The organism is Burkholderia sp. L27(2015), from assembly GCF_009765705.1.
Lineage (GTDB): Bacteria > Pseudomonadota > Gammaproteobacteria > Burkholderiales > Burkholderiaceae > LMUX01.
The window spans coordinates 1,705,581-1,729,974 of record NZ_LMUX01000021.1; the positions used below are offsets into that span (position 1 = coordinate 1,705,581).

The 24,394-nt window shown below is 60.4% G+C and carries 22 protein-coding genes; 9 read left to right on the top strand and 13 right to left on the bottom strand.

What is annotated here, in order from left to right; translation table 11 throughout:
• Positions 1–80: 80 nt before the first annotated feature.
• The gene (locus GSQ77_RS26035) at positions 81–1,970 is read left to right on the top strand and encodes a PAS domain-containing sensor histidine kinase (RefSeq protein WP_216854956.1); all 1,890 of its coding nucleotides are present in this window, start codon (positions 81–83) and stop codon (positions 1,968–1,970) included.
• A gap of 35 nt (positions 1,971–2,005) precedes the next feature.
• Here GSQ77_RS26035 and GSQ77_RS26040 read toward each other — a convergent pair whose 3' ends face one another.
• From GSQ77_RS26040 to GSQ77_RS26055, 4 genes are all read right to left on the bottom strand, one after another.
• Positions 2,006–2,551: a cytochrome b gene (locus GSQ77_RS26040; protein WP_158906215.1), complete on the bottom strand. Its 546-nt coding sequence runs from the start codon at positions 2,549–2,551 to the stop codon at positions 2,006–2,008.
• A complete protein-coding gene (locus tag GSQ77_RS26045) occupies positions 2,548–3,627 on the bottom strand; it encodes a catalase family peroxidase (protein ID WP_158906217.1) in 1,080 nt (359 codons plus the stop codon). Before GSQ77_RS26045 ends, GSQ77_RS26040 begins: the two co-directional genes overlap by 4 nt.
• A gap of 274 nt (positions 3,628–3,901) precedes the next feature.
• Positions 3,902–4,306 carry a hypothetical protein gene (locus tag GSQ77_RS26050; RefSeq protein ID WP_158906219.1) on the bottom strand — a complete coding sequence of 135 codons (405 nt, stop codon included), beginning with the start codon at positions 4,304–4,306 and terminating at the stop codon, positions 3,902–3,904.
• 89 nt (positions 4,307–4,395) lie between these two features.
• The gene (locus tag GSQ77_RS26055; RefSeq protein WP_216854944.1) at positions 4,396–5,169 is read right to left on the bottom strand and encodes an ATP/GTP-binding protein; all 774 of its coding nucleotides are present in this window, start codon (positions 5,167–5,169) and stop codon (positions 4,396–4,398) included.
• A gap of 426 nt (positions 5,170–5,595) precedes the next feature.
• On the opposite strand from GSQ77_RS26055, the gene GSQ77_RS26060 reads away from it, so the two are divergent.
• Positions 5,596–6,951, top strand: a complete 1,356-nt coding sequence (locus GSQ77_RS26060) for an epoxide hydrolase family protein (RefSeq protein WP_158906221.1) — start codon at positions 5,596–5,598, stop codon at positions 6,949–6,951.
• A 75-nt stretch (positions 6,952–7,026) separates the two neighbouring features.
• Here the strand turns inward: GSQ77_RS26060 and GSQ77_RS26065 are convergent, their stop codons facing one another.
• Positions 7,027–8,577 (bottom strand): acetolactate synthase large subunit, encoded by a 1,551-nt coding sequence (locus GSQ77_RS26065; protein ID WP_158906223.1) that lies wholly within the window; start codon positions 8,575–8,577, stop codon positions 7,027–7,029.
• Positions 8,578–8,718: 141 nt separating this feature from the next.
• Between GSQ77_RS26065 and GSQ77_RS26070 the strand changes: the two genes are divergently transcribed.
• Positions 8,719–9,654: a LysR family transcriptional regulator gene (locus GSQ77_RS26070; protein ID WP_158906225.1), complete on the top strand. Its 936-nt coding sequence runs from the start codon at positions 8,719–8,721 to the stop codon at positions 9,652–9,654.
• Positions 9,651–10,262, top strand: a complete 612-nt coding sequence (locus GSQ77_RS26075) for a rhomboid family intramembrane serine protease (RefSeq protein ID WP_158906227.1) — start codon at positions 9,651–9,653, stop codon at positions 10,260–10,262. The genes GSQ77_RS26070 and GSQ77_RS26075 overlap by 4 nt, the downstream gene beginning before the upstream one ends.
• A 30-nt stretch (positions 10,263–10,292) precedes the next feature.
• Here GSQ77_RS26075 and GSQ77_RS26080 read toward each other — a convergent pair whose 3' ends face one another.
• On the bottom strand, positions 10,293–10,739 hold the full coding sequence (locus GSQ77_RS26080) for an SRPBCC family protein (RefSeq protein ID WP_158906229.1): 447 nt from the start codon (positions 10,737–10,739) through the stop codon (positions 10,293–10,295).
• Positions 10,740–10,889: 150 nt separating this feature from the next.
• On the opposite strand from GSQ77_RS26080, the gene GSQ77_RS26085 reads away from it, so the two are divergent.
• The 4 genes from GSQ77_RS26085 to GSQ77_RS26100 all read left to right on the top strand — a co-directional run bounded on the left by GSQ77_RS26085 (position 10,890) and on the right by GSQ77_RS26100 (position 15,895).
• Positions 10,890–11,831 carry a LysR substrate-binding domain-containing protein gene (locus tag GSQ77_RS26085; RefSeq protein ID WP_158906231.1) on the top strand — a complete coding sequence of 314 codons (942 nt, stop codon included), beginning with the start codon at positions 10,890–10,892 and terminating at the stop codon, positions 11,829–11,831.
• A gap of 113 nt (positions 11,832–11,944) precedes the next feature.
• Positions 11,945–13,702, top strand: a complete 1,758-nt coding sequence (locus tag GSQ77_RS26090) for an L-lactate permease (protein ID WP_158906233.1) — start codon at positions 11,945–11,947, stop codon at positions 13,700–13,702.
• A gap of 67 nt (positions 13,703–13,769) precedes the next feature.
• Positions 13,770–14,936: a CaiB/BaiF CoA-transferase family protein gene (locus GSQ77_RS26095; RefSeq protein ID WP_158906235.1), complete on the top strand. Its 1,167-nt coding sequence runs from the start codon at positions 13,770–13,772 to the stop codon at positions 14,934–14,936.
• The gene (locus tag GSQ77_RS26100) at positions 14,933–15,895 is read left to right on the top strand and encodes a CoA ester lyase (protein WP_158906237.1); all 963 of its coding nucleotides are present in this window, start codon (positions 14,933–14,935) and stop codon (positions 15,893–15,895) included. The genes GSQ77_RS26095 and GSQ77_RS26100 overlap by 4 nt, the downstream gene beginning before the upstream one ends.
• A gap of 81 nt (positions 15,896–15,976) precedes the next feature.
• Here the strand turns inward: GSQ77_RS26100 and GSQ77_RS26105 are convergent, their stop codons facing one another.
• On the bottom strand, positions 15,977–16,858 hold the full coding sequence (locus tag GSQ77_RS26105; RefSeq protein WP_158906238.1) for a LysR substrate-binding domain-containing protein: 882 nt from the start codon (positions 16,856–16,858) through the stop codon (positions 15,977–15,979).
• Positions 16,859–16,960: 102 nt separating this feature from the next.
• On the opposite strand from GSQ77_RS26105, the gene GSQ77_RS26110 reads away from it, so the two are divergent.
• Entirely contained in the window at positions 16,961–18,211 is a 1,251-nt protein-coding gene (locus GSQ77_RS26110; protein ID WP_158906240.1) for an MFS transporter, read from the top strand.
• Here GSQ77_RS26110 and GSQ77_RS26115 read toward each other — a convergent pair whose 3' ends face one another.
• The 6 genes from GSQ77_RS26115 to GSQ77_RS26140 form a co-directional block, all read right to left on the bottom strand.
• Entirely contained in the window at positions 18,212–19,183 is a 972-nt protein-coding gene (locus GSQ77_RS26115; RefSeq protein WP_158906242.1) for a hypothetical protein, read from the bottom strand.
• A gap of 35 nt (positions 19,184–19,218) precedes the next feature.
• Positions 19,219–20,538, bottom strand: a complete 1,320-nt coding sequence (locus tag GSQ77_RS26120; protein ID WP_158906244.1) for a hypothetical protein — start codon at positions 20,536–20,538, stop codon at positions 19,219–19,221.
• 359 nt (positions 20,539–20,897) lie between these two features.
• Positions 20,898–21,611 (bottom strand): ABC transporter ATP-binding protein, encoded by a 714-nt coding sequence (locus GSQ77_RS26125; RefSeq protein WP_158906246.1) that lies wholly within the window; start codon positions 21,609–21,611, stop codon positions 20,898–20,900.
• Positions 21,608–22,444, bottom strand: a complete 837-nt coding sequence (locus GSQ77_RS26130) for an ABC transporter ATP-binding protein (protein ID WP_158906248.1) — start codon at positions 22,442–22,444, stop codon at positions 21,608–21,610. The genes GSQ77_RS26125 and GSQ77_RS26130 overlap by 4 nt, the downstream gene beginning before the upstream one ends.
• Positions 22,441–23,541: a branched-chain amino acid ABC transporter permease gene (locus GSQ77_RS26135; RefSeq protein ID WP_158906250.1), complete on the bottom strand. Its 1,101-nt coding sequence runs from the start codon at positions 23,539–23,541 to the stop codon at positions 22,441–22,443. The genes GSQ77_RS26130 and GSQ77_RS26135 overlap by 4 nt, the downstream gene beginning before the upstream one ends.
• On the bottom strand, positions 23,534–24,394 hold the full coding sequence (locus tag GSQ77_RS26140) for a branched-chain amino acid ABC transporter permease (protein ID WP_158906252.1): 861 nt from the start codon (positions 24,392–24,394) through the stop codon (positions 23,534–23,536). The genes GSQ77_RS26135 and GSQ77_RS26140 overlap by 8 nt, the downstream gene beginning before the upstream one ends.

Sequence of the window (24,394 nt, forward strand, 5' to 3'; positions counted from 1 at the left end):
ATTGCATGACAGATTCGTGTATCCCGATCAATTTCCGGCCAATGACGATGAACACCGATAACCACGAATTGCCCGCTGGAATGACCGACTCCCAGCGATTTGAGTTGCTGGTGACCAGCGTGAAGGATTACGCAATCTACATGCTGGATCCAAGCGGCTACGTTGTGAGCTGGAACGCTGGCGCCCAGAGGTTCAAGGGGTACGCCGCCAGCGAGATTATCGGCAGGCATTTTTCCGAGTTCTACACCGACGAAGACCGCGCGGCCGGCGTCCCGGTAAGAGCCTTGCGCACGGCGCTTGAGGAGGGAAAGTTTGAAGACGAGGGCTGGCGGGTGCGTAAAGATGGCACGCGCTTCTGGGCGAGCGTGGTCGTCGATCCCATCCGCGACAAGACCGGCGAGCTCGTCGGCTTCGCTAAAATCACACGCGACATCTCCGAAAGCAGGGCTGCTGAGGAAGCGCTACGAAAAAGTGAGGAGCAGTTCCGCCTCCTGGTCCAAGGGGTAACGGACTATGCGATCTACATGCTGTCCCCGGCCGGGGAGGTGATTAGCTGGAACGCCGGCGCGACGCGAATCAAAGGGTACGATCACGGCGAGATTATCGGTCAGCATTTTTCCCGGTTTTACACCGAAGAGGATCGCGCTCGGGGTTTGCCCGCAAAGACCTTGGCGATGGCGGCACAGGAAGGTCGGGTGGAGTTGGAAGGCTGGCGTGTTCGCAAAAACGGCACCCGCTTCTGGGCGAATGTGGTCGTGGACGCGATCCGGGATGAGAGCGGTAGGCTCGTAGGGTTCGCGAAAGTCACGCGCGATATTACGGAGCGGAAAGAGGCGGCGGCTGCCTTGGAACGCGCCAACGCCGCGCTATTCCAATCGCAGAAGATGGAAGCCATCGGCCAGCTCACGGGCGGGGTCGCACATGACTTCAACAATCTTCTTGCCGTGATATCGAACGCGCTGCAGGTTCTCGTCGCTCAGTCGCGGACCCACCTGGACACGAGGATGCTGGAAACGATGCAGCGGGCCGTTGACCGTGGCGCGTCGCTGACCCAACAACTACTCTCGTTTGCTCGACAGCAGCCACTCAAGACAGAATCGCATAATGTGGACGCTCTAATCCACGGATTCGAACCCATGCTGCATCGGGCCGGGAACGCGTCGATCCGGCTGGAATTCAAGTTGGCGTCGGGGCGCAGTGCAGTGCTGCTGGACGCGGCGCGCTTTGAAGCGGCATTGCTGAACCTTGTAGTGAATGCCCGCGATGCGATGCCCGATGGCGGAAACATCGTTATCGGCAGTGAACGCGTTGTGCTTGCTGCAGCCGCGATCGGTAGTCTTCCGGCCGGCCCTTATGTCAGGGTTTTTGTCGCAGACACCGGAACCGGCATGTCGCCCGGAGTCGCTGCGCGCGCGTTTGAGCCGTTCTTTACCACCAAGGAGCTTGGCAAAGGCACCGGACTCGGCTTGAGTCAGGTATACGGGTTTATCGTCCAGTCGGGTGGAGACGTTTCGATCCACAGCGTGGAGGGCGAAGGAACCCTGATCGATATCTATCTTCCCGCAGCAGCAGACTCTTCCGAGAGCCCCGGCGATTATTCGGGGCACTTGGCGACGGAAACCGTGTTGCTGGTGGAGGACGAACCTGACTTGCTGGCTGCGGCATCCGAGCTGTTTAGAAGCATCGGTTACGAGTTGGTGACGGCCAGTAACGGATCGGATGCCGTCGATATCCTCATGCAACGTCCGGAGATCAACATTCTGTTTAGCGACATCGTGTTGCCGCACGGGATCAGCGGTCTGGAGCTTGCGCGACTGGTTCGGGAGCAGTATCCCGACATCAAAATCGTGCTGACCTCCGGCTATCCGATTACCACGCTGCGCCGGGAACATGGCGAGCTCAGCGAGTTCACGTTCATCGACAAGCCCTACCGGCTCGCGGATCTGGCGAAGGCGCTGCGCGCAGGTTGATGCGTCGCAACGGCGGGGGAAGGCCGACGCGTCGTTTAATCCCCCGAGCGCCACGAAGCCATGCTCTGGAGCACACCGTCGCGCCGGATCAGCCCGTGGAATAACGCCGCCGCCAAATGAAGCAGGAACGTGGCGAACAACAGATAAGCGAGGATCGTATGCAACTGGCGCAGCGTTGCATATACGGTGGCGTTCTGCGTCAGTATCGGCGGCAGGTGCAGTGGCCCGAACAGGACGATCGGGTAACCGGCCGCCGAAAGCATGCTCCATCCGATAATCGGCATCAGGAACATCAGTGCGTAAAGCACGACATGCGAGGCATGCGCAGCGAAACGCTGGATGGCCGGCATATCCGCCGGAAGCGGCGGCGGCCGGTGGAACAAGCGGTTTACGATACGAATCACGACAAGGATCAGGATCGCGATGCCTAGCGGCTTGTGGATAGCCACCAGCGTGCTATAGCGGGCGGATTCGGACGCCGCCATGCCCACCCCGATAAACAGCATGGCCAGGACCAGCACGGCCATCAGCCAGTGCAGCACGCGGGACGACGCGGGGAAACGTTGACTTTGTGTGCTCATGATTTGCCTACCGAGCTGACTTCCTGCGGCGTGACCGCACTGGGTGGCTTCACCTTGCGCTCGCCTTCGCGCAGGGTGAAGGAGCGAGCATAGGCCGCTGAACGGGCGCTCGGGATGGGGTCGTCGGATGCCTCGATCCCGGCGGGCAATACCATCGGATCAAAGTTGACGTCCACGCACGGGCCGTCGTCCTCGCTGGACACCTTGTCGATCGTCACCGTGCCCGCGTCGATCTGCTTGCGATCTGCGGGCCAGGGGAAGGTCGGATTGGCCGTCGGGTCGCCCGCCTGTCCGGCCGTGATGACCAGCCGCCACTGCACCGGATGTTTCGCCACGTCGGCGATGAGGGCGTCGAACAGGGCATTTTTGTCTGCGGAAGCGCCACTCGCTGAGGCCGCTGAGGCCGCAACGAACGGCTGGAGCGAGACCGCGGACCAGCGCACCGGCGTCGACACGCCGTCAGAATTGACAAAGCGGAATGTGTTCAGCGAGTTGTAGGTGGCATCGGCGAAGCCGGACGACACTTGGCGCTTTTTGATGATGTCGATGGCCGCGACGAATTCGGGATGATTGGCAGCAAACGCCTGCATTTTCGCAGGATCGGGCTGGCCGGTCGCCGGGTCCGGCTTCGATGCGACCAACTGCTCATAGAACGCTTGCGCGGTCCTGACCGGGAAGACCGGAATATTGATCATGCCGGTGCGCCACTCCTCGGCGTCCGCGGGGAGGAAGCGAAGGGCAAGACTGCGCACCGTATCGGGTTCGTCGGGTATGAACGGCATCCCGCCTGCGAAAGCGATTCGTCCCACCACGGGCACCTTGCCTGGCGCAAAGAGCGCAGCCTTCGATAGTGACGCCGCTTGTCCGTTGCTCTCGAACCAGCCCGTTGCGCAGATGCCTTTCGCGTGGTTGCGACGGAAGCCGGGATGAGGACCGTCGACCTCTTCGAAGGCGGTGATCATCCGTGTTGGTGTCAGCCGGTGCGGCGATAGCCAGCCGCCGGCATAGGCGAACAGCGCTGCGACGCCTAGCGCCACGACGCCGATCACGACCAGCCTCACCAACACCGCGGTCATGCTCAGCGTTCGCCGGGAGTCAGTCGAATCGCGCTCGTTATCTGGCACTTTTCTACTCCTTCAAATGCGTCGGTATCAGCGTGATGGGCTGCCTAGTTCCGCTGCGGATCGTGTATGGAACCATTATCGCGGCTATAGGCGCGGTCTGTGTTTTCAGATTGAACGGAAATTTTCAGGAATGCACGTCGACGCACGAAGAAGCCAATTTCGGCCGATCGACGTTGGAGCTTATCGGGGACTAGCCTGGGGCGGTCGAGCACTGACGGACATTAATTCATTGAACCAGCTTGATGAGCTTCAGCAGGACAGCGAGTTCCGGCTCGTATCGAATCACTCTCAGAAGAGCTGTCATGTCGATTCGTTCGCGGAGTCTGTCCTTGCCGAAGTTCTTGACGTAGCCAGGCCACTGTACTTTCAGTTGCTCCTCACTTTCTCTGCTCGTAGGCGGTCGTCGTTGCTCGCAATCGAGTAGATGCCTTAGCAATACCGCCTCGTGACATGGATCTTGCCAGATCAGTTGGATGCTCAATTTTTTGGCAAGGAAAATACATAATTCGTCTCGTTGCGCCGATCGTCCTCTAAGCAGTTGCTGGAGAAGCGCGGCGTAGCTGCGTTCGCTCTCACCCTCGCAGCCGATGAAGATACGCTTTCTCTGCGGAATCCGGTTATGTCTTGTCATCCAATCGTCGGCACTGCGCCGTAAGTGCCCCCCATGTACTTCCGATAAAAGTTGTCGACGCGCCGCACCCCTTGAATGTCTTTCAGAGCCTAGATAGATGTGCCGCCGGTTGAATCCTTTTCACAAAAGTAAACTTCTTCTTTCGCCAGATTTTCGAGCAGGGAAGCGTTTTGGCAAGTCATCCAAAGCTGCGCACTGTGCGGATTGCGCTCCGGCGAATAGAACCAGCGCAGGATTTCAGGGAGAACGTGGGGATGAATCGCCAGATCGAGCTCGTCGATGACCGCTATCCCACCCAGTTGCAGGACATGGGCCAAATATGGATAGATCTGCAGGAACCGACGCGTGCCGTGACTCTCAAGCACCAATGGCACATCACGCGAGAGACCTTCATGTTGAAACGTCGCGACGGGGCCGTTGTTGCCTTGCTCGATTGACATCGAGCGGATGCCTAAATCAATGCTCGCCAGATCAACATTGACTGACGCCAACATGGTCGGGTTAGCCTGATAGTACTGAAGTATCGCCATCTCATTAACTGGCAATTTTTCCATGAAAATATTGGACGACAACCTTCCGGCAGCCTGCCGTAATGCAAGCGAAGGTGGATGATCCAGTTGCGCTAACGTTGCGATAACACTGGCGTTGTCGCGCAAGATTTTTTTGAGCACAGCCCGTACTGTCGACTTGCCGGCCGCGTTTGCCCCGAAGAACGCAACGACCTTTGGAATCCGTTGTCCAGAGCCTGCCCACGTCTCTGCGAAACGCTCGGGGAAGTCGCACACGGCAGAGCCGACCTTCAAATCAATGACTTGAAGATCGCGAACCGACATAAAGTTTTCTATTTCCAGCAAATGGATCACGAGCGTCTCATGAGGCTTGAATAGGAGAATGCAACAAAAAAATGTCGAATATTGTGTTTGGACTTGGTTTTTCATTGAGTGAGTGGTCAATAGCGTCGTTTTGTGAGGTCCGCAGCGTTGCGTGACGGTATCCGGCGGTCGAGTTCGTCGGACCGCCAATAATTGCCCCGTGAGCGCAGCGCGACGCGTTGATCCGCCTCTTCCGCCCACGTTGCGCTGGCGCGGTTCCTCTTTGTATCGCAACGTATCTGCTGGGTGCTTTGGTACGTATGCTTTCAAAACGATCGTTCCCAGAAACAAGTGAGACACATCTGCGGGCTCCAATACCCCACACGAGCGCGCTCTGCGTCGGATATCGCCTCCCGTGACTCGTGAATCACGCGGCTATTGATTGAGAAGCTAGCTTCATCACCAATCGGAGTTCTTATGTCAGACAATATCTCTCCCGAATCGCCGTCTCGCCGTCGTTTTGTTAGTGTGGCGGCGGCAAGTGTCGCTGCGGGCTCGCTGAGTCCGCTCGCTTTTGCGGAAACGAATCAAGCGATCACTGACGTTGCCCCGGCGACGGGTGATGACCAAATCGCCATTCGCCCACTTCGGGTGCATGTGTCTGAATCACAACTCATCGACCTGCGAAGACGCATCAAAGCGACGAGATGGCCTGACCGGGAGACAGTCACGGATGACTCGCAAGGCGTACCGCTCGCGATGATTCAGGAATTCGCGCGCCATTGGGCGACCGATTACGATTGGCGCAAGTGCGAGGCCAAACTGAACGCCTTGCCGCAATTCGTGACCGAGGTCGATGGGCTGGACATCCATTTCATTCACGTGCGTTCGAAACATGAAAATGCGATGCCGCTCATCGTCACGCACGGGTGGCCCGGCTCGGTCATCGAGCAGTTCAAGATTATCGATCCGCTGACCAATCCCACGGCACATGGCGCGAGCGCGTCAGACGCGTTTCATCTGGTCATTCCGTCTTTGCCGGGCTACGGATTTTCAGGCAAACCTACCACGACGGGGTGGGGCCCTGAGCGCACCGCGCGCGCCTGGGTCGTGCTAATGAAGCGTCTTGGGTACGCGAAATTTGCCGCACAAGGCGGCGACCTGGGTGGAGTGGTCGCGAATGTGATGGCCAAGCAGGCGCCACCGGAACTGCTGGGCATCCACGTCAACTTCCCTGCGACGGTTCCCCCGGAGATCGTTAAAGCGCTTCAAGCCGGTGATCCGCCTCCAGTTGGCTTGTCGGACGACGAAAAGCACGCTTACGAGCAACTGAGCAGCGGAGCCAAGAAGCGACGCGCCTACGCATTGGAGCAGGGCACGCGCCCACAGACGCTCTACGGACTGTCCGACTCGCCCGTTGGACTCGCAAGCTGGCTGCTCGATCACGGTGACGGATATGTTCAGCCGGCGGCGGCGCTCACCTCGGCCGTGTACGGGCACCCCGTCAATGGAGAATCCGCAGGCGAGCTGACGCGAGACGACGTCCTCGACGACATCACGCTCTACTGGCTGACGAATACGGGGATTTCCGCGGCTCGCTTTTATTGGGAGTCTCACTTCAACTTCACGGCCGCCGCCGATGTGTCCGTGCCGGCCGCCGTGAGCGTCTTTCCTCGCGAGAACTATCAGGCGCCGCGCAGTTGGACGGAGCGGGCGTATCACGACCTCATCTATTACAACCGGGTGGATAAAGGCGGCCACTTTGCGGCGTGGGAACAGCCACAACTATTTGCAGAGGAGGTTCGAGCGGGCTTGAGACCGCTCCGTAAATAAATAGTACGTGACGAAGCCAGCATCGGTGCGCCTAAGGCGCACCCGCTGAAGAAGTTGAAAAGGCGCGGCGTGAAGTCAGTCGACAATCGCCTCGATTACGCACGGTCCGCGCTGATTCACGGCGGTAACGAAAGCATCCTCAAAGGCTCGTCGCGACTCAGTGCGGATCGCCTTGACGCCAAGCCCCTGTGCAATAGATACCCAGTCCAGTGACGGACTATGAAGATCGAGCATGTACGTGGCTCTCGGGCCGTCCGAGCGCGCACCGACACGCCTGAGTTCATTGGTCAAAACCTTATAGCCGCGATTGGCGTAGACGATGGTGATCACGTCCAGTTGCTCGCGCGCCTGCGTCCAGAGTGACTGCACCGTGTACATTGCGCTGCCGTCGCCGACCAGCGTCACGACCTTACGCTGCGGACACGCGATGGCCGCCCCGGTAGACACGGCCATCATGCTGCCAATCGCGCCGCCGGTGAGGTTCAGGAAATCGTGCGGCGCAGCGTCCGATAACACTTCGTAGTAAGGCAGTGTCGAGGTCACGCCTTCGTCGGCGACGATTGCGTTTGCCGGCAGATGTTTTGCCACAATCTGCGAGATGGTTTGCGCATCCAGAGCACCGTCGAGGGAGAAGGCAAGCGGACTAGCCTCATGCACGTGTTCTGAAGCGCTTTGGGCATCGAGTGCCTCCATCAGCGCTTCGAGTGCCGCTACGCCGTCTTCATGCGGCTGGGTCAACACAGTTATTTCGCATCCCTCGGGTGTGAGCCAACTGGGTTTGTCAGGGTATGCGAAAAAACTGACGGGAGGACGCGCGCCGACCAGCACCATCAACTCGGTTCCACTGAGAAACTCTGCCGCATGCTCGCCAAAGTATGGCATCCGCTCGACGCTAACGCGCCCTGCACCGCGCTCGATGCGCGGTGCGAAGGTATCGCAAACCAGTCGAGCACCGGTCTTTGCCGCGATCTTGCCGGCGGCAACCAGACCGGCTCCCCGAAGCGCCTCGCCTCGCACAAGAAGTACGACCTTCAATCCGCCGCTCATCATGCTGGCGATTCGATCGACCGTCGCGTCGGCAGCTTTGACGGGGGCCGACGTCGGCAAGGGCTGCGCAACGTCGTCCGCGGTGTCCCACGCGGCATCAGCGGGAAGAATCAAGGTTGCGATCTGGCCCGGCGACTGTTTCGCGGCTTGCACCGCGCGAGCTGCATCGGCGCCCACATTGCGTGAACTCTTGGACGAGAGTATCCAGTCCGACACCGGTCGGGCAAACCCGGCAATATCGGACGCAAGCGGCGCGTCATAGCGGGCGTGCGACGAAGCGTGATCGCCGACGATATTCACAATCGGGCTTGAAGCGCGCCGCGCATTGTGGAGATTACTGAGCCCGTTCGCCAATCCCGGTCCGAGATGCAGCAGCGTAGCAGCCGGTTTTCCCGCCATGCGCGCATAGCCGTCGGCGGCTCCCGTTGCGACATTTTCTTGGAGGACCAGCACGGGCCGCATGTCTTGGACCGCATCCAGTGCTGCGACAAAATGCATTTCCGACGTACCCGGGTTTCCAAAACATACATTCACATCGCTGGCGACCAGCGATTTCAACAAGCTTTCTGCTCCGTTCATGGCGACTACTCCTTTAATGTTGAGGTCCGACGCCGTAAGTCACCAGGATGTGGCTTCAAGACGTTGAACTTGCCTTGACGATCATTCTCAACACATCTAATCTGAGCAACAATGGCCTCAGATTGGAAACATAGTTACGTCATGCGTAAAAATCTCGACTATGGGCTGCTGCACGCGATGAACGCGTTCGTGAAGGTTGTCGACACCGGCACGTTCACGGCCGCAGCCGAGCAGATGGGCCTTACCACCGCACAGGTATCGCGCTTGGTCTCGGAACTCGAGACGCGTCTGCAGACCAAGCTCCTGCAGCGCACTACGCGCCGCATTGCGCTCACCGGCACGGGCGACGTGTATGCGATTCAATGCCGCGATATTCTTGAGCGCGTCGATATGGCAGAAGCGGTCGCTTCAGGCTCGACGACCGAGCCGTCGGGGCGGTTACGCGTGCTCTGCATGGGAGGGTTTGGCAATCGCTACGTCGTTCCGCTGCTCGCGGGATTCTGCTCGCGTTATGCGAAGGTCGCAGTCGAATACAGCACCTCGCAGTACGCGCCGGATCTTCTCGCCGAAGGAATCGACGTCAGCGTTTATCTGACACGACAGCTGTCCGATTCAGGGCACATCGCGCTATCGCTGGGCACGACGTTCAGCGTGCTGTGTGCGGCCCCGGCCTATCTCGCATCAAGGGGCATCCCGGACCATCCGCGCGAGCTCATGAAGCACGCGTGCATACGGCTTATTAATCCGTCGACGTCGGTCGAGTGGGAGTTGATTTCGGGTAAGCAGTCGTATCAGGTGAATCCGGATGGGCCACTGACCGGGGATAATCCCGACGTACTTCTGAACGCCGCCGAGCAAGCGAGCGGCATTGCCTATCTGCCGTTTTTTACCGTGATAGATTCGATACGCAGTGGACGTCTCGTGCGCATACTTCCGTCCTGGCGTTCGGTAGACGTCGGTGTCTTCGCGCTTTATCCGTCCCGCCGCTTCCTGGACGCAAAAACCAAAGCATGGCTGGATTTGCTCAAGACGCACGTTGCACCGATGCTTGCGGCTGACGGGAGGGAGTTTGGATGAACGCTATTGCCTCGACTTCCACAGTGGGTTCACTGCGCGCTCAGATCAAGGCGCGCATCCTGCTGCTCGGCCTCTTCGTCGGTTCCATGTGGTTGGTCTTTTTTCTCTCGGCCGCGCTGCCGTCGCTGGAGTTGAACCGGCACGGCGTGGTGCCGCGCACGCTCAGCGGGTTGCAGGGCATCGTGTTTGCTCCGTGGCTGCACGCAGGGCTTTGGCACATCGTGGCCAACACGGGCGGCCTACTTATTCTGGGCTGGCTGTGCATGTGGCCGCGCATCGCGAACTTCTGGCAGGCGACCTTGGGCGGCATGCTCGGGGCAGGACTCTGCGCGTGGTTGCTCGGTGCTCCCGACTCTGTGCACATCGGTGCCAGCGGCTTGGTATTCGGCTATGCCGGTTATCTGGTCGCCCGAGGCTACTATGCGCGCAGCATCGTATCGATACTCGTGGCATTGTTCGTTGCAAGCAGCTACGGTCTAGTCTTGCTCTTCGGCTTACTGCCGATCTATCCTGGAGTGTCGTGGCAAAGCCATCTTGGCGGTGCACTGGGGGGTATTCTGGCCGCGCGCGCCGCAACCGTGAAGTCGTCCAACCGATCGAACGCATAGACGGCCGTGCCCCGAACTGTGCAGGCAAGGTCAGCCAGGGATCTCGGGCTCGACCAGCTTTGCCAGTTGAACAAGCGACTCCTGCCAACCGAGGTAGCACATCTCTACAGGAATAACCTCGGGCAAGCCCTTCTGCACGATGGTGAGCTCGGTTCCGCAAGACACCTGCCGCAATGAAATGGCGGTGTGCATCTGGCCCGGTAGGTTCGGGTCGTCGAACCGGTCCGAGTAGTGGATCTTCTCGAACGGCACCAGTTCGAGATACTCGCCGCCGAACGCGTGGCTGTTGCCGGTGCCGAAATTACAGAAGGACATCTTGTACGTGCCGCCCACCCGAGCATCCATGTGGTGGACCTGGCACGTGAACCCGTAAGGGGGAAGCCACTTCGCTATCGCATCGGGTTCGAGGAACGCTCGATAGACGCGCTCGGGAGTAGCGCGCAAGACGCGGTGAAGATTAACGATTCCGGTACTCATGGTGTGCTCGCTTTTCACTAGAGACGTTGGATATGTGGCCGAAGGCTTGCTCATCGACGGCTTCTACGCTCGACTGACGCGAATATGATGCACCGTCGCCTAACAAAGCTCAACCATCTAACATTCGCTTTGATGCGTTAAGCTTCGACCATGGACATTCGTCAGCTCAAATATTTCGTCGCGATCGTCGAGTGCGGCAGCCTTTCGAAGGCGGCCGAAAAACTGTGCGTGGCTCAACCATCGCTGAGCCAGCAGGTCGCCGGGCTCGAAGCGGAACTTAAAGCCAAGCTGCTGTTGCGCAGCCACCAGGGGGTGCAGCCGACCGAGGCCGGTCGCACGCTTTATCTGCGCGCCCGCGATGTGATGCGTCAGATGGCGCAGATCCCGCTTGCAGTGCGTATGAATGGCATGGAGTCCGGCCAGGTCGCAATCGGCCTGCCGACCAGTGTCGCTGTCGTTTTCGCCCTGCCGATGTTCGAGTACGTGCGGCGTCACTATCCAGGGATCCGCTTGCAGATCGTCGAAGGGATGAGCGGCTACCTCGCCGAACTGATGGCGAACGGCCGGCTTGACATGGCGATCCTGTTCCGCGAAACGGAGACACGCGGCGTCTCCGTGCGTCCGCTCTTCGACGAAAACCTATTCGTGTTCGGACGAATCGATGGCATTGGGCCAGCGCAAGACGTGCCGATGCGCCATCTAGCGAACGTGCCGATGGTGCTGCCGAGCGCGGCGAACGGCTTGCGCGTTCTGATCGAGAGAGCCTTTGCGCACGAAGGCGTTGACCCTGACATTGTCGCGGATATTGATTCGCTGCCGACCATGCTCGCCATCGCACGCCAGGAGGAGGTCGTGACGATCGTTTCCTCGGATGCGTTCGGCCGCAATACCGCAGACCGGCATCTGGTCCATCGGCTTATCGATCCGGAGATCAGCCGTCCCGTGAGCTTATGCGTGCCGAATGCACTACCAACGAGTGCCGTGTCGTTGGCGATTCAGAAAGTCGTCATTCGCCTCGTGGCCGAGTTAGTCGCAAGCGGGGTCTGGTCCGGCGTCCTGCATCGCAACGATACAGGAACATTACAGCTATAGGCCGCACCTATACCCGGTAGCTCGAATCGGTATTTCACACAGACGCTGCATGCGTCTAAATTGTGTCCTTCGAAGTCGATAAAAGACGCTCGCAAAGAGCCCGAAGGAGATAAATGTATACCCAGATTTTCGACCCGGTTGCCCACTCAATAGGGGCTTCCGCGGCATTCGCCGCACTCCCGCTCCTGACGCTGTTTTTCTTGCTGGGTGTCCTGCGCTTCCAGGCGCGTTGGGCGGCGCTGGCCGCACTCGTCGTCTCAATGGGCGTCGCCATCTTTGGGTATGGAATGCCCGCTGGCCAGACTGGCAGCGGCGCAATCGAAGGCGCCGCGATTGGGTTCTTTCCGATCATCTGGATCGGCATCAATGCGATCTGGCTTTTCAAGCTGACGCAGGAAAGCGGGCACGCTGACGTGCTGCGGCGCTCGCTCGCTCGCGTGAGCGCCGACCAGCGTGTGCAGGCGGTGTTGATTGCGTTCTGCTTTGGCGCGCTGCTCGAAGCGCTTGCGGGCGGCGGCGCACCGGTTGCAATCTGTGCGGTGTTGCTGATTTCGATTGGTGTCGAGCCATTGAAGGCCGCAACGGTTTGCCTGATCGCCGACACTAGCCCGGTCGCATTCGGTGCGCTGGGCTTGCCGATTACCGTGCTTGCCAAAATCACCGGCTTACCGGTCCATGAGATCAGCGTGATGGTGGGACGGCAAACCCCGTTGCTCTCGCTCTTCATTCCACTGATCCTAGTCTTCATTGTCGACGGGCGACGCGGCCTGAAAGAAGTCTGGCCGCTCGCGCTGGTCGCCGGCGTCGTCTTTGCGTTCGCGCAGTTCGCCGGATCGATGCTGCTGCCGGTCGAACTCGTCGACATCGTCGCGGCGCTCATTTGCGCAGGCTTATCCATCCTCTTTCTGCGTGTCTGGGCGCCCGGCGTACTGCGTAGCGACCTCGCGACTGCCGCATCCGCAGTGGCGAGTTCCGGCGGCCGGCAGCGTCTTGACGCTGGCCACAACGGCGCAACCGTGTCTCTTGGCGCCACTTTGGCGCTGCCGATGCCGGGCACAGACGCGCGTGTGCAGCACGCGGCCAATGGGCGCGGAAGTGCTCCTGCCAAGGCGACGCCAAGATCTGATTCGAACGCCGAGATTCTGCGCGCGCTCGCCCCCTACGCAGCAGTCGTTCTCGTTGTCGCGTCGACGCAGATTGGCTTTATCGCCCATGCGCTGGGCGCGATTACCTCGACCTTTCCATGGCCCGGCCTGCACGTCGTCGACCCCAAAGGGGCAGCGGTGTCCGCTGTGAATGCCAAGTTTGAATGGCTGCTTTCGGCGGGCTCGATCGTATTGATTGCGGGCTTGCTGTCGGTGCCGATTCTGAAACTCGGTGCCGCCGTTGCCGCCCGAACCTATCTGAAGAACCTTCATGAACTGCGCTGGGCAGTGTTCACGGTGTGCTGCGTTGTCGGCGTGGCGTATGTGATGAATCTGTCCGGTCAGATCGTGACGCTCGGCATCTGGGCGGCAAACGCCGGGCCAGCCTTTGCACCGGTATCCCCGATTCTCGGCTGGTTCGCAACCGCGCTCACCGGCTCGGATACGTCGGCGAATGCGCTGTTCGGCATGTTGCAACTCACCACCGCGCATCACACCGGTTTATCCGAAATTTTATTAACAGCGGCCAATACGTCGGGCGGCGTCGTCGGCAAGGCGATTTCGCCGCAGAACCTCGCAGTCGGTGCGGTGGCGGTTGGCATGATCGGCCGGGAGGGTGTGCTATTCCGGCGTGTGTTCGGCTGGACTGTCTTGATGATCGCCGTGCTCAGCGTGCTCGTCTATCTCCAGTCCACGCCGATTTTCAGCTGGATGGTGCCGCAATGAGCGTGGCCGCCGCAGTGTCATACGAAGCAACCGCTTTATGCAATGAAATATCGAGGATATGTAAAAGATGAACCACCCTCTAGACGACATCACAGTTGTATCGATCGAACAGGCGATTGCCGCCCCCCTCGCAAGCCGGCACCTGGCTGATTGGGGTGCGCGCGTCATCAAGATCGAACGCCCCGAGGTTGGCGACTTCGCTCGCAACTACGATACCGCGATGAATGGCTTGTCGAGCCAGTTCGCCTGGGTCAATCGCTCGAAGGAAAGCCTCGCCATCGACATCAAGACGGATCGTGGCCAAGAAACGCTCGAAGCACTGCTTGGCGGTGCCGACGTGTTCATCCAAAATCTTGCCCCCGGCGCGGCACAGCGCCAGGGTCTCGACGCGAAGTCTCTGGTCGCGCGTTTCCCGCAACTGATTGCGTGCGACATTTCCGGCTACGGCGCCAACGGACCCTATAGCGACAAGAAGGCTTACGACCTATTGGTGCAATGTGAGACCGGCTTCCTGTCGATCAACGGCACGCCCGAGACCGCGTCGAAATGTGGCCTCGCGATTGCCGATATCGCGACCGGCATGTACGCCCTAAACGGCATCCTGATGGGGCTGCATCAGCGCTCGCGTACGGGCAAGGGCATGGCGTTCGAGGTCTCGCTCTTCGATGCGCTGACCGAATGGATGAGTTATCCGGCGTATTACACTCGCGGTCGCGGCGAGCCGGTTCCACGCAGCGGCGCACGGCACGCCACCATCGCGCCCTACGGTCCTTTTGCGACCGGCGACGGCAAGACCGTGTTCTTCGGCATTCAGAACGAACGCGAGTGGCTCAGCTTCTGCACCGTGGTATTGGGGGACGCCGCCATCGCAGTCGAGCCGGACTACGTGTCGAATTCGTTGCGCGTTGCGAATCGCGAGGCGCTTGAAAAGATGATCGAGCTGCGTTTTTCCGCCTGGAACAGCGACGAAGTGCTGGCGAGGCTCGATCGCGCGGCAATTGCGAACGGCAGGATGAACGATGTCGAGGCGTTGCTCGATCATCCGCAATTGCGAGAGCGCAATCGCTATCGCAGCGTCGAAACGCAGACTGGCGCACACGACATGTTCCTGCCGCCTGTGACGATTCCGGGCCTCGAACCCGTGATGGGGCCCGTGCCGGCGATTGGTCAGCATACCGAGGCGATTCTTGCGGAAATCGAAGCGGATGCGCGCTCAAGTCGGAGCGGCTCATGAGTCAATTTGAGCCGAATCTGACATCGAAGCCACGGCCGCGTACGACACGTACCACACTCGCCGTGCCAGGGCATCGTTTCAGGATGCTGCAATCAGCGGCGGCAAGCGCGGCCGACGCGGTGTTCATCGATCTGGAAGATGCTGTACCGCTCGAAAAGAAGGACGAAGCACTCAGGACGGCCGTGCAGGCACTCAACGAGATTGACTGGGGTGACAAGACCGTCACGGTCAGGGTCAACTCGAACGAAACGGGCGTCGCCGAACACGAGGTCCGAGCGTTGGTCAGCGAAGCGGCGCGGCTGGATTCACTGCTTGTACCTAAGGTGGAATCGGCAGCCGTCATCGCGCAAGTGGAACGATTGTTGGCTGCACGCCCCGAGTCGTTTGCGCCACTGGAGATCGAGGCACTGATCGAGACGGCACGCGGCGTGATGAACGTCGATGTTATTGCCGGCTCGAGCGTCTTGCTCACAGCGCTGCATTTTGGTGTCGGCGATTTTTCGGCATCGATTGGTGCACGCACCGTCGAGATAGGTGGCACGCATCCCGGTTATGCAGTCACTCTGAAAAATGAAGTGGGCAACTATGCCGCAACGCCGCTCGACTTGTGGACGTATCCGATGATGAGGATTCTGGTCGCCGCGCGAGCTTTCGGCCTGCGCGCGATCGACGGTCCGTGCGGCGCATTTCGGGACCCCGTGCTGACGCGTGCGTGGGCATTGAAGGCTGCGGCGATGGGCTACGACGGCAAACAGGTCATCCATCCAGACCAGATCGAGCCCACGCGTGCGGCGTTCACGCCGACGGACGATGAAGTGCGCGATGCCCGTCGAACCTTGGAAGCGCTGGCTGCGGCGCAAACCGCCGGCCTCGCGGCAGTTTCACTCGACGGCAAGATGGTCGACTTCGCGAACGTGCGGATGGCACAGCGAATTCTCTCAATGGCCGAGCGTGAGTAAGTGGGAGCGGACACGGATTAGCCCGCAATTGCCTCTTCGCCCGGCGAGCCTGTCTGCTCTGGTTGGCTCATTTCAGAAAACTCACGGCCCCAAATGCGATTTGATCCAGCGATAAAACTGCTGGATCTCCGCCTCACGCGGATGCCCCTCGCGCCAGGTAAAAAAGTAATCGAGCGAAGCCGGAATCCGCACCCGCCCCAACTGCACGAGCTCACCGCTTTCCAAGAAGCCACGTGCAAGCTGCAGCCGCGCCGTCGCAACCCCTTGTCCGGCCACCGCAGCTTGCAGCATCAACCCCGAGTCATCGAAAATCGGCCCGCGCTCGGGTTCATCCGCCGGCAACCCTGCCGCTTCAAAAAAATCGCGCCATGACCTGCGAGTAAAACGCAGCAGCGGCATATTGGGTAGATGGTCGATCTTGAACCGCTTGTATCGCGCCAATAGCGCCGGACTGCACACCGCAACAACGTTATCGTCCAGCAACTTCCTGCACTGAAACCCCGGCTCGTCGACACGACGATGCCAGATGCCGATATCGACAGAGTAGGGGTCGGGCGGCACGACATCGGTATGCATGTGCAGCGACAGGTCGACCAGCGGGTACTTCTCATAGAAGTCGCCTAGCCGAGGAATCAACCAGACCGAAAGCAAATCGGACATTGCGCTGAGCTCGAGGCGCGTCACCCCCTTCGCTCCGCTTTTAGCGACATCCAGTGCGTCGCGTAAGTCGTCGAGGTTTCTGCGCACTCGTTCCGCGAGTTGCGCACCGGCCGCGGTGGGAATCATGCGTGCGCCAGCGCGTCGAAAAAGCTCCACGCCAACCTGTGCTTCGAGTGCCCGCAGATGATGGCTGATCGCGCTATGCGTCAAATTTAGCTCTTCGGCGGCGCGGCTGAAGCTGCGCCTGCGTGCTGCGGCTTCGAGCGCGCGTAGTGCCTGCAAAGGGGGAAGTGTGGTCGCCATGACGTCAAATTTAACTCACAATACTCGTCGAAATATCTCGTTGGCTTAAAATTGTACGCTCGCGAATAATAAGAAGCCGTTGGCTCCTACTTTCTTCTGGCCATGAACTCCACAAAACTGCGCGTATTCGTTGTGTTCGCTCTCGGATACTTCGTCTCTTACCTGTACCGCGGTGTCAACATCGGGTTTGCGCCTATGCTGATGCGCGATCTCGGGTTATCGACAACCGACTTGGGCAGTTTGACGAGCCTCTACTTCCTCGGCTTCGCAGGAGCACAGATTCCCGCCGGTGTATTGCTTGACCACTTCGGCGCACGACGTGTGACTGCGTGCGTCATGCTGGTTGCTGTAGTCGGCATACTGGTTTATGGCGGCTCGCACAGCCTTGCGGCCTTGATGGTCGGACGTCTTCTGATTGGAGTGGGCGTGTCGGTCTGCCTTGCGGGCGCCTTCAAAGCGAATGCGCAGCACTTCCCGGTGTCCCAGCTCACTTTGGTCAACGGGCTGGTGATGGCGGTCGGCGGCTTGGGAGGCGTGGCCGTCGGCACACCGTTATCGTGGATATTGTCCCTGACAGATTGGCGTTCGGTATGCGTCGCTTTGGCAGCCGTAACCGCCGCCGTCGCGCTGGCCATCGGGCTGTTCGCCCCCAAGACACCGGAACCGCGTGGTCACGCCACGATGCTCGATCAACTCAAAGGCACCGCACACATTCTGCGCAGCCGCGCCTTCTGGAAGGCTGCAACGTTCTCGTCTCTCACGCAGAGCGTGTTCTATGCCATGCAATCGCTGTGGGCGAGTGCCTACCTGCGCGACGTACTGCCGCACACTGCCGACGTCGCCAGTCGAGCGGCCTCGTTGATTTCCGTGATGGGCCTGGCCTTCATCGCGGGCATGATCGGCTTTGGGACGTTGGCGCGGGTTCTGGAACGGCGCGGCTTAAGCGTGTACCTGTTCTCGGGGTTGACGATGGGGTTGTTCGTCACAGTGCAGATCGCGATTGCAACGCAGGTCGCCATCCCGCAGGTGTTGTTGTGGTCGGCCTATGGCGCACTTGGCGGCACAGGCATCATGACGTACTCGGTGCTGGCCGCGTACTTTCCGGCAAGATTGCTGGGCCGGGTCAACACAACATTTACGCTGGTCATCTTCCTGCTGATCTTCGTGATGCAATCGGCGATCGGTTCTGCGCTCGGGCATTGGTCGTCGTCCGATGGACATTATCCGGCAGCGGCGCACCAAGCGGTCTGGTTCGGTCTTATCGTCGTTCAGATCATCGGCGCCATCTGGTACTTCGTGCCGACTCGCGAATCCCGTGTGCCCCGCGTGCCGGAATCGTATAGCACTTTTTGATCAGTTGAGCGCCTTCCTGGCCGCATCCCAGATCGTGGCCAGTTCCGCGTCTGCCTGGATCTTGACGGTTGTGGCGTCGGTCAGCGCTTTATCTAGCGGCGCCAAGACGTTCCGGTACGCGGTCTGCGCGTCGGCCAGCGGTTTGCATGCTTGCGCGTCCAGCCCGGTGCCATCGGCCGCACGGTCGTTGAGACTTACGCACGCTTTGAACTGTGCCAAGTGTTGGTCCAACAAGGCTTCGCGACGGGTCGAGTTGATCCGGCCCGTGCTCACAGCCTCGTCCATCGACGTCACGTAGTCCCGGTCGGCTCCCAACATCTTTGTGCGCAGGTCGCCGGCAAGCACAGCCTCAGCCGGGGACCCGGACGCTCTCAGTGTACGGCCCCTTTGAAGCGCTTTGCGCTGGCTCTCCACCTCGAACCCATACATCGCCATGATTGCAGGCGTTTTGTCGATGATGTCGTGGGATCGGGTAACGAAGTCGTTCAGCTCTTTCACGAGCGACGCCATCTCCGCCTTCGCGGCGGCGACCTGTTGGGCCTTGCGCATGTTCGCGGCGATCGGTGCGCTCATTTCCTTGAGTTGATGAACGTGACCGTCGTAGTCGACCACAACGCCCTTGGCGTAATGCGATGTTTGGGTGTCGGCGTCTTGTCCGGCCGAGCCAATGACGTCGATGCCATCGCTCGTGACCATGCCGCTGACGGTCTCGCCACCCACGACCAGTGTCAGACTGGATCCATCGACGGTCCCCGATACCGCCGTCGCTCCCGGTGCTGTGACGGTGCCGTCGTCATGCAGCGTCGCGCGGCGTAGGGTGCCCGTGAACCGATGGTCCGGTGTCTCGGTGATCAGCATCAGTGCAGCACTGGTGCTGTCATGGAAGACGTACGCGCCAGAGATCGAACGGTCTTCGCATCCGGCCAGTAGGGCCAGGAGCGCCAGTGTGATAAAACTGAATCGCAATGTCATTGAGGTTTAGTCCCGCACAACGGCTCGCTACGCGTTTACTGCCAGCCTCGATAGTCTGCTGGCTGCGATGAATCGCGGTAACGAGGCGGGTAGGCAGGTCGGTATTGACCGGCCCAGTAACCCTGGCGATACCCCGGATAGGAAGGGTGATTGCCAACCATGATGACGGGCCGCCCGATGACTTGAACCGGCGGCTGGGGTATATAGATAGGCGGGCCGTACACGGGCAAGTCGTCCTGGGCGGTTTGCGCGGGTCGAGGCCGCGTCGCGTAAGTCGTGTAGGTTTGTTGATCGGCGTTGTCAGACTCGTCATCATCTTGCGATGCCGCGGCATAGGGCGGGTCCGGCGAGTATGCGGGCGGCTGTTGATAGGGCATGGGCTGAGACGACGCATTGCGAGGCGGTTGGTACGCTTGCCGATATTGCGGCTGCGGCGGCAACTCAGTGGGTTCGGTAGGCAATACACGCTGCACGCTCTGTGGACGTTGGATGGATGCCACTACTGTCTCATCGCGTGCCGGCACGGCTTTCGGTTGCGGCGGCATAGGCTGCGCCGGAATCGGCTTCGGCTGATTTTGCTCCGCAACTTGCACTGCCGGATGCTGTGCCGTCACTTGCCTCGTCTGATGTTGCTCCGGAACTTGTGCCAACTGATGCTGTACTGGAGCTGGCTTCGGCTGATGTAGCTCAGAAGCTTGCGCCAACTGATGCTGTACTGGCACCTGCTTCGGCTGATGTAGTTCTGAAGCTTGCGCTAACTGGTGCTGCACCGGAAGCTGCCTCACCTGATGCTGCTCGGAAGCTTGGCTCCACTGATGCTGCGCCGCAATCGGCTTCGGCTGATGTAGCTCGGAAGCTTGGCTCCACTGATGCTGCGCCGGAATCGGCTTCGGCTGATGCTGCTCCGAAGCTTGGCTCCACTGACGCTGCACCGGAACCGGCTTCGCCTGATGTTGCTCCGAAGCCTGCGCTAACGGGTGCTGCATTGCGGCCGGTTTCCCCTGACGTTGCTCGGAAGCTTGGACCGATTGATGCTGTGCCGGAACTGGCTTCGAGAGATGCGGCTCCGACGCTTGGATCAACTGATGTTGCGCAGGCGCAGGTTTCGGCGAATGCTCCGGCTGATCATGCAACGATGCGGATGTCCGGACGTCGTCTTTAGCCCGTACGCCGTGCCCATTTTGATAAGCACTGTGTAGGTCTCTGAGGTGCGCGCGGCTTTCTTCATCGGTGGTTATGCGCTCTTCACCGGCATCGAGAGAAGCATCGGTGACGCCGTTGCCGTAGGCCAAGGTCGGACCGTCGGCACGCGCGGAAACAGGATGCAGCAAGCCGGCAAAGGACAGCAGAGCCATTGAAATCCCGGACAGCAATCTCATTCGCATAGGTCACCTGTATATGCGTTGCGGCAACGGAAATTGGGGTTCGATAACGGCGTTGCCGCCCAAGCTTCCGACATCCTTTTCGATTTCGCCACTTATCAGCATTATCGACGTTTTTTCGGCGTACAGAAGAGGGAAATGTTCTCTTAAGGGAATGTCCGCAGGGATGTTGTAGGAAAGCGACCGTTCCGGCCCGATTGAGCTAGGCGGAGGCGGATAAAACCGATCAATGTCCGGTTTTATCCCTGTTCACGAAGAGCACGTGCATCGCCGGATCATGCCGCGATGTGCCCTGGTTTACATGGAGTAGCGCCAAAGGTAGGTGGCTTGAGCTACATCCCGAGGTAAGCGCGATGTAAGGCGGGCGAACCCAGCAGCGATGCCGCCGGTCCGGCCAGCGCTTCTTTCCCTCGGGCCAACACGTAGCCGCGCGTGGCAACCGATAGCGCCAGCTCCACGTTCTGTTCGACCAAAATGCTGCCAATGCCGAGTTCCGTGCTGATGCGCTTGATGACTTCATAGACCTGCGCGGTGATCAGCGGCGCCAATCCCAGCGACGGCTCATCGAGCAATATGAACGCGGGCTTTGACATCAGCGCGCGCCCAATCGCCAACATCTGCTGTTCGCCGCCCGACATCGTGCCGGCCAGTTGCCGCTGCCGCTCACGTAGCCGCGGAAACAATGCGTACACTTCCTCGATATGCATCGCGGCTTTCGATGCCGGTTGCGTGACGCCGCCTACCTCCAGGTTTTCACGCACCGTCATCTTCTTGAAGATGCGTCGCCCTTCCGGCACCAGCGCCACGCCGCGGCGCGCAGCAGTGTGAGCGGGCAGGCCGGTAACGTCCATGCCATCGAGCAGAATCTTGCCTTCGTGCGGCTTGACCATACCCATCACGGCCTTGAGCGTCGTGCTCTTGCCTGCGCCGTTGGCGCCCAGCAGCGCAATGATCTCGCCTTGGGCAACGTGCAGCGTGACATCGGTGAGCGCGGTAACGTCGCCGTAGGAAACGCTGATCCCTTCGACCTGGAGTTCTCTGCTCACGCTGTGGCCTCGCCTGGGGTGAGCGCTGGAGGTGGCGGTGGCGCTGGTGGTTGCACTTCGGGCGTCACAAAACTCATCGTGCCCAGATACGCACGGATCACTGCTGTGTCTTGCTGCGCTTCACTGGGTGTGCCGGTGAAAATGCGGCGACCCTGTTCAATCACCGTCACTTGGTCGCACAGTTCGCCGACCAAGGTCAGGTCGTGCTCGACCAGCACCACCAACCGGCCGCGCGCCGCGACATCGCGCACCTGCCGCGAGAAGCGTTGCCGCTCGTCGGCGGTCATGCCGGTTGCCGGCTCATCGAGGAAGAGCACCTTGGGCTCGGCGATCAGTGTGCGCGCCAGCTCGACAAAGTGACGGCGGCCATAGGGCACCGAAGCGACGCGCACCTCGGCGATATCCTCGATGCCCGCGGCTTCGAGCGCCGCATGCACCGGCTGCGCGATTGCTGGCGCGCGCAGCGAAGTGAGCGCATGGAGCCAGCCGCGCCCGCCACGCGCGAACCAGGATGCCGCAAGGCCCGAGGCGACCGCTTCATAGACAGTCAGTTGCGCGGGCAACCGGATCTTCTGGAACGTGCGGCCGATCCCCAAGCGGGCACGGCGATGTACCGGCAGCGCGTCGATGCGCTCGTCGCCCAGCCAGATCTCGCCGGCGTTGATTCGGTTGACCCCGGTTATGCAGCCGATCAAGGTCGACTTGCCGGCGCCGTTCGGACCGATCAGGCCGTGTACCTGGCCCGCCATGCCCAGCAACTCGACGCCGTCGACGGCGGTTACGCCACCGAAACGCTTGGTCACGCCTGCGAGACTCAAGAGGGGGCGACTCATGACAAAGTCTCCGAGCGTTGTTGATCTTGCGCGGGGCGGCTTGCAGTGGACGCAGAGGAGGAGTGCGTGGGGATAGCGTTAGCCACCGGAGCAGAGATAACGGCGCCACCGCGGCTGCGACGCCACCGCGCGCTACACGTTTCGAGCACGCCGCCCACGCCTTGCGGCAGGAACCACAGCACGCACAACACGGTTGCGCCATAGATCAGCAACCGAAGATTGGTCTCACCGAAGCCACGCAGCGCTTCGGGCAATGCCGTCAGCACAAGTGCCGCGATCCAGCCTCCGCCAGCGCTCGCGGCACCGCCCACCACCGTCATCATCAGGTAGCGAAACGAATCGGCGCTGGTGAAGAGATCCGGCGTGAGGAAGCGCACATAGCTTGCAAACAACACACCGGCAAAACCGGCCAGCGCGGCCGATGCGCAGAAGGCGCCGAGCTTGACGGCGAATACGGCGATGCCCGACGACATGGCTGAGATCTCGTCGTACTTGACCGATTTGAGGATCACGCCGAGGAAGGTCCGCTTCTCGATCCAGTGCAGCAAAGCCACCAGCGCCAGCGAAATCGCCAGACCGGCCCAGTACCAGACCTGATGCGACCAGCCGAACGAGCGTATGCCGAGCAGCCCCATCGGACCACGCGTAACGTCCACCATATTGTTCAGGCTCTGCGCCATCAACACGCCAAAGCCGAGCGTGCCGATCGCCAGGTAGTGCCCCTTGAGACGCGCCGCCGGCAATCCGAGCAGCAGCCCGAGCACGAGCGCGAGCGCTACGCCGGCGATGGCAGCCAGTAGCGGATGCACGCCCCAGACCGACAGCACGCCATACGTATAGGCGCCAGCGCCGACAAACCCGGCCTGACCGAACGACAGCAAGCCCGTGTAGCCGGTCAGCACGTTGAGGCTCAAGACCACGACGCTGGAGATGAAGCCCAGCACGAGGATGTTGATCCAGTAATCGTCGAGCATCAGCGGTGCCGCGGCGAGCAGCGCCACAATTACGACAGCCACGACAGCCGTCGCAACCATGGACACGCCGCCGCCCCTGGACACGCCGGCGAGCATCGCGCCCGAGCGTTTGCGATCAGACATTTTCTTCTAACCTCTCAGGTACCAGGCCGCGCGGGAAGAAGATCAACGTGACCAGCAGCAGGCCAAACGCGATCGACATCGAATACGAGTTGGAGATGTAGACCGACGCCACGCTTTGCACCATGCCGATAAAGAGCGCGCCGAGGATGGTGCCGTTCACATTGCCAAAGCCGCCCAGGATGATGGCCGCGAAGGCGTTGAGCATTTCGGTCTGGCCAAGCTGCGGCGAGAGCAGATTGACAGGCCCCGACAAAGCACCAGCGGCCGCGGCCAGCGAGGAGCCGATCACCACGCTGGCGCGCGAGATCTTGTTGACGTCGATGCCCATTGCGGCGGCGATCTCGGGGTCTTCCGACACCGCGCGAAACTGCCGCCCCAGGCGCGAATATTCGACCAGCCACCACAGCGCGCCGAGCAGCAGCACGCTTGCACCGATGACGATCAAGCGCTGCACGCTCACGCCCACCGTGCCTATCGTGACCGAGATATCGTTGAACGGCGTGTCGAAGCTCAACGGTACCGTGCCCCAGATGATCTCCGCCAGGTTGATCAGGATGATGGACAAACCCATCGAGGCGATCAAGCCGTTGAGCTCGGCGCCCCGAAACGGCCTGAAGGCGGTTCGCTCAATGATGATGCCCAGGCCCGCATTGAAGATCATGGCCACGCCGATGGAGATCAGGTAGCCGGTGTAGGGGGCGACCATGAATGCGACGAACGCACCTATCATCACCGATTGCCCCTCGGCGAAATTGACCATGCGCATCACGCCGAAAATCAGCGTGAGGCCGACGGCCACCAGCGCGTAGCTGCCGGCGAGTATCAAGCCGTTGATCAGGATCTGGACGAGCAT